11 protein-coding genes are annotated in these 15496 nt (G+C 65.8%); 8 read left to right on the top strand and 3 right to left on the bottom strand.

Annotated features, from left to right (window positions below; translation table 11 throughout):
• The first annotated feature begins 74 nt into the window (after window positions 1–74).
• The 3 genes from LH128_RS24495 to LH128_RS24485 all read left to right on the top strand — a co-directional run bounded on the left by LH128_RS24495 (window position 75) and on the right by LH128_RS24485 (window position 3211).
• Window positions 75–1202, top strand: a complete 1128-nt coding sequence (locus tag LH128_RS24495; RefSeq protein WP_008832378.1) for an LLM class flavin-dependent oxidoreductase — start codon at window positions 75–77, stop codon at window positions 1200–1202.
• Entirely contained in the window at window positions 1195–1830 is a 636-nt protein-coding gene (locus tag LH128_RS24490; protein WP_008832377.1) for a cysteine hydrolase family protein, read from the top strand. The genes LH128_RS24495 and LH128_RS24490 overlap by 8 nt, the downstream gene beginning before the upstream one ends.
• 160 nt (window positions 1831–1990) lie before the next feature.
• The gene (locus LH128_RS24485; RefSeq protein WP_008832376.1) at window positions 1991–3211 is read left to right on the top strand and encodes an MFS transporter; all 1221 of its coding nucleotides are present in this window, start codon (window positions 1991–1993) and stop codon (window positions 3209–3211) included.
• Window positions 3212–3340: 129 nt separating this feature from the next.
• Here LH128_RS24485 and LH128_RS24480 read toward each other — a convergent pair whose 3' ends face one another.
• Together LH128_RS24480 and LH128_RS24475 are read right to left on the bottom strand one after the other, a co-directional pair.
• The gene (locus tag LH128_RS24480) at window positions 3341–4237 is read right to left on the bottom strand and encodes a ribokinase (protein ID WP_008832375.1); all 897 of its coding nucleotides are present in this window, start codon (window positions 4235–4237) and stop codon (window positions 3341–3343) included.
• Between the two features lie 34 nt (window positions 4238–4271).
• Entirely contained in the window at window positions 4272–6680 is a 2409-nt protein-coding gene (locus LH128_RS24475; RefSeq protein ID WP_231958287.1) for a TonB-dependent receptor, read from the bottom strand.
• Between the two features lie 418 nt (window positions 6681–7098).
• On the opposite strand from LH128_RS24475, the gene treF reads away from it, so the two are divergent.
• The gene (gene treF, locus LH128_RS24470) at window positions 7099–8703 is read left to right on the top strand and encodes an alpha,alpha-trehalase TreF (RefSeq protein ID WP_008832373.1); all 1605 of its coding nucleotides are present in this window, start codon (window positions 7099–7101) and stop codon (window positions 8701–8703) included.
• A gap of 246 nt (window positions 8704–8949) precedes the next feature.
• Here treF and LH128_RS24465 read toward each other — a convergent pair whose 3' ends face one another.
• Window positions 8950–10002 (bottom strand): sugar phosphate isomerase/epimerase family protein, encoded by a 1053-nt coding sequence (locus tag LH128_RS24465; protein WP_008832372.1) that lies wholly within the window; start codon window positions 10000–10002, stop codon window positions 8950–8952.
• A gap of 368 nt (window positions 10003–10370) precedes the next feature.
• Between LH128_RS24465 and LH128_RS24460 the strand changes: the two genes are divergently transcribed.
• The 4 genes from LH128_RS24460 to LH128_RS24445 all read left to right on the top strand — a co-directional run bounded on the left by LH128_RS24460 (window position 10371) and on the right by LH128_RS24445 (window position 15350).
• Entirely contained in the window at window positions 10371–11321 is a 951-nt protein-coding gene (locus tag LH128_RS24460) for a sugar phosphate isomerase/epimerase family protein (protein ID WP_008832371.1), read from the top strand.
• Window positions 11318–12619 carry an MFS transporter gene (locus LH128_RS24455; RefSeq protein WP_008832370.1) on the top strand — a complete coding sequence of 434 codons (1302 nt, stop codon included), beginning with the start codon at window positions 11318–11320 and terminating at the stop codon, window positions 12617–12619. The genes LH128_RS24460 and LH128_RS24455 overlap by 4 nt, the downstream gene beginning before the upstream one ends.
• Before the next feature lie 11 nt (window positions 12620–12630).
• Complete coding sequence (locus LH128_RS24450) at window positions 12631–14256, top strand: GMC family oxidoreductase (RefSeq protein ID WP_008832369.1); 1626 nt, start codon at window positions 12631–12633, stop codon at window positions 14254–14256.
• 65 nt (window positions 14257–14321) lie between these two features.
• Window positions 14322–15350, top strand: a complete 1029-nt coding sequence (locus tag LH128_RS24445; RefSeq protein WP_008832368.1) for a LacI family DNA-binding transcriptional regulator — start codon at window positions 14322–14324, stop codon at window positions 15348–15350.
• Window positions 15351–15496: the final 146 nt, after the last annotated feature.

Genomic DNA, 15496 nt, shown 5'->3' with positions numbered 1-15496 from the left:
ATGGGCGCAGGGTGACAAGAACCGCGCCGCGCCCCATTCTAGCCTTTGCCGAGAAATCCAGTCAGGGGAGCCCGATGATCCAAAGCCAACCGCGTCCCGAGAGCTTCGGCCTCCCGTCCGACACCGGAGGACGCGACCTCGGCATCTTCATGCCGATGGCGAACGGTGGCTGGATCCTGTCGAAGAACGCGCCCACGCTCGACGGGTCCTACGACTATAACCTCAAGGCCGCGCGGCTGGCCGAGGACATCGGCCTCGATTTCATCATGGCGATGGCTAAGTACCGCGGCTACGGCGGCGAGACGCAGCACTGGAACACGTCGCTGGACTCGCCGATGCTGATGGCGGGGCTGGCGCAGGCGACGAGCCGGGTGAAAGTCTGGGCGACCGTCCACACGATCCTGCAGAACCCCGCCGTCACCGCCAAGATGATCGCCACGCTCGATCAGATCAGCCATGGCCGCGCCGGGCTTAACGTGGTGACCGGCTCCTACAAGGGAGAATTCTCTCAGATGGGCGCCTGGCCCGAGGGCGTCGATCATGACGAACGCTACGTGCTGGCGACCGAGTGGATACGCGGCATCAAGGCGTTGTGGACGCAGGACTCCGTGACGATGGCGGGCAAGCACTTCACCCTCGACGACTGCATGTCGAACCCCAAACCCTCCAGGGCACCGTTCCTCGTCTGCGCGGGCACCTCGAAAGTCGGCATAGAGTTCACCGCCAACGAGATGGACGCGCTGTTCCTGTCCGGCGGCAACGTCGAGGAACTGGCGAAGGCCAGCGCCGACGCCAAGGCGGAGGCGGCCGGGCACGGCGCGAAGATCCGTACGTACTCCATGATGACCGTGGTGTTCGGCGACACCGACGAGGCCGCCGAGGAAACCGCCGCTCGTTTCCGTGCCGGCTTCGACGAGGAAGCTCTCCACGGTATGATGCGTGCCTACGGCTTCCTCGATAGCGAGATCGGCAAGGAGAACGCCTTCACCCAGAAGGCCCGCTCCACTTTCATGACCCCGCATGTGCTGGGCACCCCGGAGACGGTGACGGCGCGCCTGTCGGAGATTTTCGAGAAGACTTCGCTCGACGGGCTGATGCTGATCTTCCCGGATTATCACGCCGCGCTGCCCATATTCGGCGAAAAAGTGCTGCCGACCTTGCGCGAGCGCTTCCCGAGCCGGATGGAACCCGCGCATGGCTGACTTGCCGCACATCGACCCCGCCGGGATGATCGCTCCCGCCCGCACTGCCCTGATCGTGGTGGACGTGCAGGTCGACTTCGCCGCGCCCGAGGGCCTGATCGGTCGCTTCGGCATCGACCTCGCCCCGGCCGAGGCCGCGATCGACCGGATCGAGATGCTCATCGCCGCCGCCCGCGCGGCCGGAGTTACGTTAGCGTTCATGCGCGTGATGACGCGCCCCGAAACCGATTCCGAGGCTCTGAAGACGCTGATGGCCCGGCGCGGCACGCCCGGCGAGGAAGGCATCTGCCGGATCGGCAGCGGCGGCGAGGACTACTATCGCCTGTTCCCCCAGCCGGGCGACATCGAGATATCCAAGCTGGTCTATTCCAGCTTCCACGGCACCGATCTGGAACAGCAACTTCGCGCGCGCGGGATCGACACGTTGGTGATGACGGGCCTCACCACCGAGTGCTGCGTCGATTCCACCACGCGCGACGCCTTTCACCGTGACTTTCATACGTTCGTGGTGTCCGACGCCTGCGCAGCCTACGAACCGGACCTTCACGCCCACGCGCTCAAGGCGCTGGCCGCGAATACCTCGCTGCTGGTGACCACCGACGCGGTCATGGCTGCGTGGAGCGCGTGAACACCCTCTCGACGATGCGGGCCATGGATGCCATCTTGCTCCGCGTGGAGAGAAGTGTCGGCACCGCGCTTGTGTCGATACGCATGATTGTACTCAGCCGGTGGCCGGTGCCGAGAAACACCGCCGCCTCCACCCGCCCCGCCACAGGGATCATACCAGGATGAACACCCGTCTGCTCGTCATGATCGTGCTTCAGGCTTTGTGCCTGATGTACTTCCTGCTCTCGGCGGGGACGTTCAACTCGCTGGGCATGGTGCTGCCCTCGATGGTCGAGGCGTTCGGCATGACCTGGGCGCAGGCGGGCTTCGGCTTCACCCTGCTGGGCACGGCTTGCGGGATCGTCAGCCTCGCCCCCGCGCTGACGATCCGCAAGCTCGGCATCGGGCGCACGCTGGCGGCGGGGACGGTGATCCTGTTCGTGGCCTTCTGGCTGCTCTACACCTCGACCGGCGTGATGGGCTACTATCTGGGCACCACACTGCTCGGCATCGGCTACTGCTTCTGCGGGACCGTGCCTGCCGTGCATATCCTGTCGAGCAGTTTCCGGCGCCGCTCGACGGTGCTGGGGCTCTACTTCACGATCGGCAACCTCGGCGCCGTCGCCGGGCCGCTGCTGTGGTACGGATCGCAGAGCGCCGGGTTCGACTGGCGCTTCTACTGGCTGCTCTTCGCCGTGGCTTCGGTCGTCGTGGGGGGCTTTTGCACCCTCACCGCCGGACGCCTCCACATCGCCGCGCCCGAGGAGCACGTCGCGTCCCCGGGTGCACCGGCCGAGTGGACCGTGCGCCGCGCGCTCGGGACCGTGCAGTTCTGGGTCGTCGTGCTCGCCTATACCGCGTGCCTTGCGATCAACACGACCACGCACGGTTTCGCCTACCAGCACCTGATGGAGCACGGCATCGCGCAGGATCGCGCCTCGCAGCTCATAAGTCTTGCGGCTCTGGTCTGCGCGATCGGATCGGCACTGGCGGGCATCGCGGGTGAGAAGACCAGCGCGCGGACGCTGACGATGTTCTCGCTGGGGTGCCTGGGAGTCTCCGCGGCTACGCTGGCGATGATCGACGGACCGATCTCGCTGATGCTGTGGATGGTGACGTTCGGCGGTGGGCTGGGCTTCAGCTACGTCAGCACCGTCATGCTGCTGCAGTCCTATTTCGGACAACGCGCTTCGCTGGAACTCTATTCGATCATGATGGCGGTATCTACCTCGGCCGCGATCGGCCCGGCGCTGGGCGGCGCGGTGAAGGACCAAACCGGCAGCTTCTCCGGCATCTTCCTCGGCCTTGCGGTGCTGAGTGCGGTACTGTTCTGCGCTGTCGCGATCCTGCGCAAGCCGGGCGAGCGCGGGGTGCAGGCTGTGCAGGTCGTGGCGGCGGAGTAAAGACCCATTTGTCTCGGGGAGGTGGCGCCGCCGAAGGCGGTGGCGGAGGGGGAATTGCGCGAGGTTCTCCCCCCTCCACCACCCGCTGCGCGGGCGGTTCCCCTCCCCGAGCAAGCTCGGGGAGGAATTTTAGGGGATTTCCGACCTCAAGGGCATCGACGGCGCGGCACCCCTGCGCCCTACCGAGAGCGACGCCGCAGCGTTAGCCAGTCGCAGCGCCGCTTCCAGACCCACGCCCTGATCGATGCAGGCGGCGAGCACGCCGCAGAAGCAATCCCCGGCGCCGCTGGTATCGACCACCCGCTCGGCCGGAACCGCAGGCACGAACGTCGCACTCTCCACCCCGATCGCCGCTGATCCCAGCGCGCCGAGCGTCACCACAACAGTCTGATCCGGCCGCGCCAAGAGGCGGCGTGCCACGAGCAGATCGTCGAGCGTCTCCGGCTCGCGGTCCAGCGCGAGATAGTCGGCGAACTCGGTCTGGTTGAAGATCATCATGTCCGCCATGCCGAACAGCCGCGCGCCCGCCGGGATGGCCGGAGCGGCGTTGACGATCCTGCGGACATGCGCGGCCGCATCGCTGGCGAACAGCGCGGCAATGGCATCGATATCGGTTTCCAGCTGGACGAGCAGCACCCGCGTCACCGCGTCGATCGCACCGAGCGCCACCTCGGCGCGTGCCAGGAGGTTGGCCCCGGCCTCGACCGCGATCATGTTGTCGCCGCCGGGTTCGATCAGGATCGTGGCGCGACCGCTGCCCTGCCCTGCCAGCACCTCGACATGCGCGGTATCGACGCCATCACCGCCAAGCGCCTCCAGCAGCAGGCGCCCCGCCGCATCGTCGCCGACAGCCCCCGCCATACGGGTGACCGATCCGAACCGCGCCGAGGCCACCGCCTGGTTGAGTCCCTTGCCGCCGATCGCCTGCGCGCTGTCCTCTACCAGCAGGGTCTGCCCCCAGGCGGCCTTCGCCGGCAGGCGCAGCGCTATGTCGAGATTGAGGGAACCGAAGACGGTGACGCTCATGCTGACTCCCGGATCGGCTCCCTCGCCCAATCTATCAGAACTTGTACCCGACCGAGAAGAGTGCTTGGCGCGGCGGGATGTAGGTGTCCGAGATCTGCCCGCTGCCGTAAGGATCGGTGAAGCGCGAGTTGATGCCGTTCGTGTCGAACAGGTTGGTCACCGTGGCCGAGACGCTGAAGCCGGTATCGGCGAAGGCGTAGCTGGCGAACAGGTTCACCTGCGAGTAGTCGGGTGTATCGTCCTGCCCCGGCGTGTTGAATACGCGCGACTGGAACTTGCCGCGATAGATGTACTGCGCGCGGGCGGTGAATTCGCCGGGGCCGATATCGCCGGTCCACGAGAGCGCCGCCGATCCCTGTACCGAGGGCATCTTGGGGATCTTGTTGCCGTTGATGTTCTCGCGCGCTGCCTCGCGGACATAGACCGCATTGCCGAAATTGGCGAAGAAGCCGCCGACGCCGCCATAGCCCGCCGCGACCTGTGCCGCGTCGGCAGCCGTGGCGTTGAGGGCCAGATAGTCCTCGGTGAACTTGCCGTGCAGCAGCGACAGCGAGCCCTCGAACCTCAGGTGCTGCGTGGCGTGCCAGTCCATCTCCAGTTCGGCGCCGTAGACTTCCGCCTTCGGGGCATTGCTGATGCCCTCACCGAACAGCACCGCGTCCTCCTCGAGGAACTGCAGGTCCTTGTAGAAGTAGTAGAACGCCGAGGCATTGATCTGCAGCGTATCGCCGAAGAAGCGGTTCTTGGAACCGATCTCGATCGAGTCCAAAGTCTCGGGCTTGTAGGTCGGCTTCACGCCGGTCTCCATGCCGAAGATGGTGTAGGAGCTGTTCCCGCTCGCCGCCGCGCTGTTGATGCCGCCCGGCTTGAAGCCGCGCGTGTAGCTGGCGTAGACCATGTTGCTGGGGGTCAACTGGTAGTCCAGCGCGAACTTGCCGGTCAGGCGTCCGGTGCTGGTGCCGAGGGTCGGCGCAGGCTGGAGATAGGCCCCTGAAGTCTGCCCGCTGGTACCGCCGGACATGCTGTCGCTGACGCCGCTGTACTTGTCGTGGTTGTAGCGGATGCCCGCCGTCACCGTCAGCGCGTTCGTCAGTTCGAGACTGCCTTGCGCATACCCGGCATAGGCCTCGCGGGTGATGGCCGAGAGTTCGGCATAAGTGATCGCTTTGACCAGCGGATCGCTGAACAGCGTGCCCGTGGCCAGCGGCGGGTTAAGCCCGTCGCCCTTGTTGTCGCGATATTCGTTGATGTAGTTCTTGTTCTTCGAGCGCAGGTAGACCCCGCCGACGATCCAGCGGAATGGCCCCTCGTTGTCCGAGGCGATGTTGTATTCCTGCGTCCAAGAGGCGGTGTTCTGCTGCCAGGTGGCGATGTGGTCGTAGTTGTAGAAGCCACCGCTGGCCTGCAGGAACAGTGCCGGGTTCAGCCCGTCGCCGTCCCATGACAGGTCGCTGTGCAGCTTCTGGTAGCCGGTGATCGAGCTGAACGTTGCGCCGCCCAGGTCGAACTTGACCACGCCGTAATAGAGCTGGGTGCGGATATAGGTCTTGCCCGGGAAATCCTGCGTCAGTTCGCGCGGGTCGGGATTGGGATCGAGCACGTTTTTCTGCGCGGTCGCGTTCTGGTCGCCCTTGTACTGGATGGTTGAGAGCAGCACCGAGACGCGGTCGGTCGGGGTCCACTTGACGGCCAGCTTGCCGCCCCATTCATCGGCATCGTCGAGTTCATAGCCGGGCTGCCCGGCGACATCCGTGGCCTTGGCATAGCCGTCATGGCGCAGGCGCTGCCCGGCGGCACGGATCGCCAGCGTATCGGTGATCGGCACGTTGATGGCCGCATCGGCCTTGAGCATGTTGTAGTTGCCGTAGCCAAAGTTCGCCGAGCCGGACAGCGCCGAGGCGTCGGGCTGCTTCGACACCACGTTGATGGTGCCGCCGGTCGATCCCTGCCCGTACATCGTGCCCTGCGGACCGCGCAGCACTTCGACTTGCGCGACGTCGATGAAGGCAGCGTTCGCGGCGATCGAATTGAAGATGTAGACGCCGTCGACGTGGAACGAGACACCCGGCTGGGTCGAGGGGTTCTCCGGCGTCTCCGAACCGATGCCGCGGATCGAGATCATCCGCTCGCCGCCGCCGCTCTTGGCGACGACGAGGCCCGGCACGCTGCCGTTGAGGCCGGTGACTTCGGTGATGTTCGCCTTGTTCAGCGTATCGTCGGTGACCGCCGTGACCGAAAGCGACGCCTTCTGGAGAGTGACGTTGGTGCGCTCCGCCGAGACGACGATCTCGCCGATCGGACCGCCGCCGCCCTCAGCCGCCGCCGCTGCGGTATCGGCGGCCGCGTCCGCCGCTTCGGCCCGTGCCGAAGCCGGACAAGTCGCTGCCAGCAATGCGAGGACGGAGACGCCGGTGGCGCCCATGAATCGAGCAGTCGTGGTCACAATAACCCCCATCTGTGAAGGCGCACCGCATGGGTACGCGCGTTGGCACCGCCTTTCCGCTGCCGAAGATCCCCATTCCCGAAGGGCTGCCGACCGGTATTCCGGTTCGCCCTGCACTCGTCGCTTGCGCTTTTCCCTGAACCTTTTGTCTGACCCTGCCCCCCCCCGTGAATTGTGGGGTGAGTGGGCCGCCCGTCGAAACTTCGGCGAATCACACGCCGACGCAAGCGACAACTGGCCGCGTGCGCTCGCGATCAAACGGCGGGGCATCATGCGCAAAGAACCGGCCCTCAAGGCGCCTGGGTGACGATGGCCGCAATGCGGATTGCCTCAATTCTCATGAAACCCTGTGCAGTCTGACCCGTTGCCTCTGCCAAGAGCACGGCCAGAGGGGAAGTCAATTGCCGGAATACGTTTCGTGAGCAGCAGGGTACGCCGCCTTTGCGCGGGCTTCGGCACATCATTCCTGGCCTTCGCCCTGACGGCCAATGCCCAGCCCTCCCCCGCCGATCAGTTCGGGGACCTTTTCGCCGCGGTGCAGGAAGGCCACGTCTTCGAGGACGGCAAGACGTTCGCCGACGCCGTGCCCAGGCGCGCACCCGACGCGATCATGGCGGAGTACGCGGCGAAGCCGCCGACCTCTCCGACCGACCTGCGCTATTTCGTGCTCGACAACTTCACCGTCCCCGGTGTCAACGACAAGCCGCTGCCCCCCTTGCGCGAACACATAAGGACATTGTGGCCGCAGCTTTCGCGCGACGCGGTCACGCCGCCGCCCGCAAGTTCGGCGATCGCGCTTCCGTCGCCTTACGTCGTGCCGGGCGGGCGGTTCCGTGAGATCTACTACTGGGATTCCTACTTCACGATGCTGGGCCTCGTCGCCGATGGCCGCGACGATCTGGTCGAGGGGATGATCGACGACTTCGCCAGCCTGATCGAGCGCTTCGGTCACATCCCTAACGGCACCCGCACTTACTACCTCAGCCGTTCGCAGCCGCCGTTCTTCGCTCTCATGCTGGACCTCTCGAAACAGACCGACGGCACCGTCCGCGCCCGGCGTCTCGCGGCCTTGCGCAAGGAGCATGCCTACTGGATGGCCGGCGAAAGCTGTGCCCGTGCGGCGAAAGCGTGCGAGCGGGTGGTGCGCATGCCCGACGGCAGCGTGCTCAACCGCTACTGGGATGACCGCGATACGCCGCGCGACGAATCCTTCGCAGAGGACCGCGCCACTGCCAAGGCCTCCGCACGGCCTGCCGCCGAAGTCTACCGTGACCTGCGGGCGGGCGCGGAAAGCGGGTGGGACTTCAGTTCGCGCTGGCTCTCCGACCCGCAGGACCTGGCGACCATTCGCACCACGCGGGTGGTGCCGGTCGATCTCAACGCTCTGATGTGGGCGATGGAGAAGCGTATCGAGAAAGGCTGCAAACAGGCAGGCGATCAGCCCTGCACGCGCGAATTCTTCCAGCGGGCCGCAGCGCGCAAAGGCGCCATCGACAGATACATGTGGCAGAGCCGCCAGCGGCGGTTCGCCGACTGGCTTCTCGACGAGAGCACGCCAGGCAGCGTCCAGTCGTCCGCCACGCTGTTTCCGCTCTTCGTCGGCATGGCGTCCCCCGCGCAGACCACGGCCATCGCCGCAACCACGCGGCGCGCACTTCTGGGCGAAGGCGGCATCCGAACGACGATCCTGCGCACCGGCCAACAGTGGGATGCTCCCAATGGCTGGGCGCCGCTGCAATGGGTCGCCCTGGAGGGGCTGCACCGCGGTGGGCAGGACGCTCTGGCGAAGGACGTCGCCGCGCGCTGGCTCGGCACTGTGAACTGCACATACCTGGAAACGGGCAAGATGCTGGAGAAATACGACGTGGAGGAACGCCGCGCGGGCGGCGGCGGCGAGTATCCGCTGCAGGACGGCTTCGGCTGGACAAATGGTGTCACGGCGGCAATTCTCGAACGCTATCCGGCACTTGTACCCGGCACTACGCTGCGAACTTGCGCCCCGACTTCCGGCAGTGAACAGTAACGCCGGTAGCTGCGCCGTTTCGGGACTCGCTGTTCTTTCGTACAGCTTGCAGATGTTATCGTTTACATCTATATGTGATTCATGCGTGGCCCCGAGGGGCCTTTTTGTAGCCAGGCGGTGATCTCCTCCCTCCGCCACCTGTGCCGGACAAGCGCAGAGCCTTCTCGGGTCGCAACCGCAGACGGTAAAAGAGAAACCCCGGGAGCTTCCGCACTCCCGGGGTTTCCGATTCTCAGGCCCTCAGTATCAGGACATGCCCATCCGGCGGAAATCCGGCAGTGCTCCGTCGCCGCCCGCGAAGTCGTCGAAGGCATGTTCGGTCACCCGGATGATATGCTTTTCGATGAACGGCGCACCTTCCGCCGCGCCGACCTGCGGATGCTTGAGCGCGCATTCCCATTCGAGCACGGCCCAGCCCGCGAAGTCGTACTGCGCCATCTTCGCGAAGATCGCTCCGAAATCGACCTGCCCGTCGCCGAGCGAGCGGAACCGGCCCGGGCGTTCCACCCAGCCTTGATAGCCGCCGTAGACCCCCGCCTTGGGCGAGGGACGGAACTCTGCGTCCTTCACATGGAAGCACTTCACGCGCTCGTGATAAACGTCGAGGAAGCCGACGTAGTCCATTTGCTGCAGGACCATGTGGCTGGGGTCGTAGAGGATATTGGCGCGCGGGTGATTGCCGGTTGCCTCGAGGAAACGCTCGAAAGTCACGCCGTCGTGCAGGTCCTCGCCAGGGTGCAGTTCGAAGCCGATGTCGACGCCGCATTCGTCAAAGCGGTCGAGGATCGGCTGCCAGCGGCGGGCGAGTTCGGCGAAAGCCTCGTCCACCAGCGCGGCCGGGCGCTGCGGCCATGCATAGAAGTAGGGCCACGCCAAAGCGCCCGAGAAGCTCGCCTGCGTCGTCAGGCCAAGGCGCTCGCTGGCCTTTGCCGCCAGATGCATCTGGTTCACCGCCCATTCCTGCCGCGCGCCGGGATTGCCGCGCACCGCTTCGGGAGCGAAGGCGTCGAACGCCGCGTCATAGGCCGGATGGACCGCGACCAGCTGGCCCTGGATATGCGTGGACAGTTCGGTCAGCGCCAGACCATGCTGGCCAAGGATGCCCAGCACCTCGTCGCAATAGTCCTGGCTGTCCGCCGCCTTTTCAAGGTCGAACAGCCGCGCGTCGTTGCTGGGCACCTGCACGCCCTTGTAGCCGAGCGAGGCCGCCCACGCCGCGATCGAATCGAGCGAATTGAACGGCTCGTCGTTACCGGCGAACTGAGCGAGGAAGATGCCCGGCCCCTTGATGGTCTTCATGTCCTGCGAACCTCTTTATTTCCTGTCAGACCGTTTTCCGCGCCCGAAACGCACGATCCAACCGCATCGCACTGTCGCGATAGAAGGTGGCGAGCGATTCGAGGAGCCTTTCCGGGCAGTCCGCCCGCAAAGCGCTTGCGAATACGACCATAAACGACGTTTCTTTCCCGTTTGCGACGCTGGTTACGGTCGTTTAATGAAAACGATACCACCGGCTAATTACCGGGAATTCCGCCATTCGCGCAAGCCCGGCACAGCCATCGCTTGACAACATGCGAGGATTGGGCCTTTTTAAGAAAAGAAAAGGTTTACATTGGTGGCGCGCGGCGATGGCCGGTGCGCCGTCGCAGGCTGAGGTATCCATCTAAATGCTGTCGTTCGGCGTCGATCTCATCACGTTCTTCCATCCCGGTTTCTGGGGGATGGCGAATGAGCAGGAGGTCGTCACTTTCGGCCGTGAACAGCCCCGCGCCTTCTGGGACCGCATGCTCGACACGCTGGCGCAAAGCGGCGTCACCGGCATCGAACTCACCTTCTCCCCCTTCGGCCCGGAAGGCCTGATCGCCGCCTATGGTTCGATCGAAGCGGCCAGGGACGAGCTTGACCGGCGCAATCTCGCCATCGCCAGCGGCTTTTTCGCCGACGTCGCCATCGAGGGCGGCATGGGCGATGCGCAGACCGAGGCCCGTTGGCTCGACAGCGCCGAGGAATCGGCGAAGGCGCTTGCCGCCTGGGGATCCGACATCATGGTCATGGGCCTGCCCATGCGCACCAGTTGGGACGCCGAGCCGCCTGTCTTCGTCGACATGGAATTCGCCCGCAAGGCGGCGGACTTCTGCAACCGTCTCGGCGCGCTGACGCTGCGGCACGGGGTGCGCCTCGCGCTCCATACCGAGGCCCACTCCACCTTCTGTCAGCCGCGCGACATCGACCTGCTGCTGATGCTGACCGATCCGGTCTACGTCGGCTTCTGCCCTGACAGCGCACACATCCTGCTTTCGGGCGGCGATCCGGTCACCGTCGTCGCGCGCCACATCGAGCGTGTCGTCACCGCGCACTGGAAGGACGCCAAGAGCGCGATGCCGATCAACATCCCGATCGATCATGGCATCCATCACGCCCACCGCGAATATTTCTGCGCCATCGGCGAAGGCACCGTGGATTTCGACGGCTGGGCCAAGCTCATGCTATCGAAGGCCGACCAGAAGTGGGCCATCCTGGAGATCGACGCCGTGCCGGATCCTCTGACCGAAACCCGCAAGTCGCTGGCTTTCGCCGGCGAAGTGCTGGACCGTCTTTCCAACGAGACCGCTGCATGAACGGCGCACTGACCTGGCGCGAGAAGCTCAGCTACGCGCTGGGCAACTTCGGCATCAACCTGCCGTTCGGCATGACCAATGCCTACCTGCTCTACTTCTACACCGACGTCTACGGCGTCAGCGCGGGCACGGTCGCCTCGCTGTTCCTGATCGCGCGCTGCGTGGATGCCGTGTTCGACCCGATGATGGGCCTGCTGATCGACCGCACTGAAACCCGCTGGGGCAAACATCGACCGTTCCTCCTATGGCTCGCCGTACCCTTCGCGGTCTGCGGCGCCATCGTGTTCTGGGCACCGCCGCTGGAGGGCTGGCAGAAGATCGCCTTCATCTTCGCGACCTATACGCTGATGGGTATTCTCTATTCCGCCGTCAGCCTGCCGCTGAATTCCATGCTGCCGACGCTGACCCGCGATCCCAGGCAGCGCAACACTGTCAACGCCCTGCGCGAGTTCATCGGTTCCTCGGCCACGGTCGGCATCGGCTACGCCGCGCTGCCGCTGGTCAAGACTTTCAGTAATGGGGACGAGGCGCACGGTTTTCTAGTCCTCGCCGCGATCACCGGCGCGATCACGCTGGTCTGCATGCTCAACGCCTTCGCCAACACGCGCGAGCGGGTCGAGGTGGACCATTCCGTCGCCAAACTCACCACCGCGCAGTCGCTGCAAGCGACGAAGGGCAACTGGCCCTGGATCGCGACGATGCTGGTCAACTTCTTCTTCTGGATCGGCTTTACCGGCCACATCCAGTCCTTCGTCTACTTCGCGCAGAGCGTGCTGGGCGAGGCGGAGTTCACCTCCACCCTCATGCTGACGATGCTCGCCGTTCTGGTCGGCACCGGCTTTGCGGGCGTCTGCGCCAACGCTATCGGCAAGCGCATGACCGGCGCGATCGGCGCCGCGGTCGCCACCGTCTTCACCGCGATCATGCCGCTCTCCAACGACCACACCTGGCTGATCGCGACCAACTGCGTCGCCTATATCGGGCAGGGTCTGATCGGCGGTCTGCTGTTCTCGCTGATGGCCGACGCGGTGGACTACGGCGCGTGGAAATCGGGCTACCGCGCGCAGGGCTTCTTGTTCGCCGCCTCCAGCTTCGGCGTGAAACTGGGCATGAGTGTGGGCGGTGCGGCAGGCGCGTGGTTCCTCAGCCTTGCCGCCTACGACGCCAAGGCGCCCGTCACGCCCGAGGTCGTCACCGCCGTCATGGCCGGGCACGTCTGGCTGCCTGCCGCCAGCTATGTGGCGATGGGCCTCTCGCTCATCCTGTTCCGCTTCCTTCCTGCCTACAAGAACGCTTGAGAGCCCCGAGCATGCGCACTGAGTTCGATTACATCATCGTCGGCGCGGGCAGCGCCGGTTGCGTCCTCGCCGAGCGCCTGAGCGCCGATGGCAAAAGCCAGGTGCTCCTCCTCGAAGCGGGCGGCCGCAACGAGGAACTGATGGTCCGCATGCCGCGCGGCATGATCAAGATCTGGACCAAGCCCAAGTGGTACTGGCCCTTCCCCGCCGAGCAGCAGGGGACACGCCCCGCCGGCGAAACCTGGTTCTACGGCAAGGGCCTCGGCGGTTCGAGCGCGGTCAACGGCACGTGGTACTTTCGCGGCCAGCCCCGCGACTACGACGCATGGGAAGCGCAGGGCAATCCCGGCTGGAACTGGGCCGAGATCGAGCGCTGCTACGAGGAACTCGAAGACTACCACGGCAAAAGCTACGGTCGCCGTGGCAAGCGTGGCCCGCTCGAAGTCACCGAAGTGCCGGAGGGCGACCCGGTCCTGACCGGCGCGATCCTGCAGGCGGCGCGCGAGGCGGGCATTCCCGTCCTAGACGACGTCAACGCGCCGGGCACCGAAGTCGCCGGTCGCACGCAGCAGACCGTGGACCCGCGCGGTAATCGCGTCACCGCCTATACCGCCTTCCTCAAGGCCGCGGCCAAGCGCCCGAACCTAACCATCCTGACCGGCGCGCTGGTGCGCCGCGTTACGTTCGCGGGCAAGCAGGCCACCGGCGTCCTCGCCGAAATCGAGGGTAAGGATGTTGCCTTCACCGCAGGCCGCACCATCCTCACCGCAGGCGTGCTACAGAGCCCCAAGCTGCTCCAGCTTTCCGGCATCGGCCCCGCCGACGTTCTCGCCCGCCACGGCATCGATGTGGTGCATGAGAACCCGCACGTCGGCCGCAACATGAACGAGCACATGATGGTCGCCCTGTCATGGCGGCTGAACAAGGCGCGCGGCCTCAACCACGAATTCCGCGGCTGGCGCGCCTACTGGCATGGCCTGCGCTACATCCTCACCGGCAAGGGCCTCATGGCCTCGCTGCTGCCGGAAGTCTCGGTCATGGCCTCGCTGGAGGCGGACAAGGACTGGCCCGACCTGCAACTCGGCATCTCGCCCTATTCCATGGCGTCGTCCGAGGACGACAAGCCCGAGGCCGGGCGCGGACAGACCGAGGCGGTCCCCGGGATCACCGCCACCGCCTTCTGCCTGCGCCCCAATAGCCACGGCTACGTCGAACTGGCGAGCACCGACCCCGCCGCCCCGCCGCGCCTCGTGCCGAACTGGTTCGCCGCGCCCGAGGACCGCGCCACGATCCTGCGCGCGATCCACAAGGTGCGCGAGATCATGGCCCAGCCCGCCCTCGCCCCCTACATCGGCGCCGAGACCGTGCCCGGCCCCTCCGTCCAGACCGACGAGGAGATCCAGCAGGCCGCGAACTGGATGGTTTCGACCGGCCTCCACGGCACCGGCACTTGCCGCATGGGCTCGGCCGAGGCCGGTCCCAATGCAGGCGTCGTCGATGCGGGCCTTCGGGTCCATGGCGTCTCCGGCCTTTACGTGGCCGACTGCTCGGCGATGCCGACCGGCATCTCGGGCAACACCAACGGCCCGGCGATGGCCTTTGCGTGGCGCGCGGCGGAGGTGATTGCGGCGGCGTGACGAAAGTTGCGCATCGCGCAACTTCGCTTGCTCCGCCCCTCGCGGCTATGTAACGTTTACATCCAATGGCGAACATCAAGGACATCGCCCGCGTCGCGGGAGTATCGGTAGCGACAGTGTCGCGCGCGCTCAGCACCCCCTCGCTGGTGCGCCCGGCCACGATCGAGCGGATCGAGGCGGCCATCGCCGACCTCAACTACGAGCCGAACCACCTGGCCGCGGGCCTGCGCCGCCAGCGCAGCGACAACGTGATCGTCGCGGTGCCCAGCATCTACAACCCGTTCACCTCAGCCTTCGTCGAGGGGATCGAGAACGTCGCGCGCGCCAACAAGATGCGCGTGCTGCTCGGCATCACCGAGGGTGACGTCGATGCGCTCAACAAGTTCACCTCGATGATCGCGGGCAAGCAGGCCGACGGGCTCATCCTGCTGGAAAAGAACCTCCCCGACATCGTCCTCAATCCCCCGGCCAAGAGCAAGCTGCCGCCGATGGTCGCGGCTTGCGAGTATCCGCCCGACCTAAACCTGCCGCGCGTGCGCACCGACAACCATGAGGCCAGCGCCCTGATCGTCGGCCATCTGGCGGAACTGGGGCACCAGCGCATTGCCGCGATCACCGGGCCGCTCGACCAGTTCATGTCGATGGACCGTCTTTCCGGCTACAAGCTGGGCCTTTTGCGCGCGCGGATCGAGTTCGACGAAGCGCTGGTGGCGCGCGGCGATTTCTCGCTCCAGTCGGGCTACGATGCGATGGTGCGCCTGCTCGACAGCGGCGCGGAGTTCACCGCCGTCGCCTGCGCCAACGACGAGATGGCCATGGGCGCGATGAGCGCGCTGCATCAGCGCGGCATTTCCGTGCCGGACGAGATGTCGGTGGCGGGTTTCGACGACTTGCGTTTCGGCGCCTTCGCCATCCCGCCGCTGACCACGGTGCACATCCCCACGGTGGAGATCGGCGAGGCGGCGATGCGGCTGATGCTGGATTCGCTCCTGCAGCAGGACCACGAGGGACCGGCGCGCGAAGTGGTGCTTCCGCATCGCCTGATCGTGCGTCAGTCGACGGCCGCGCCAAGAAAAAAACGCAAGAAAGCCTGAATCCTCCCCCCTCCCCGTGCCAGGGAGGATGCGCGCGCGTCGTCCCTCCAACCCCGTCATCCCAGCGAAGGCTGGGACCGCTGGCCTGTTACGGCCAACTATCGTCAGGACGCTCTGCCGAGGGCTCGGCTTTGCGCGGCCAGCGG

The organism is Sphingomonas sp. LH128 (genome assembly GCF_000293195.2).
Classification (GTDB): Bacteria; Pseudomonadota; Alphaproteobacteria; order Sphingomonadales; family Sphingomonadaceae; genus Novosphingobium; species Novosphingobium resinovorum_A.
Note: the sequence above shows the minus strand (reverse complement) of the source record. Positions and strands in the feature narration are given on the sequence as shown.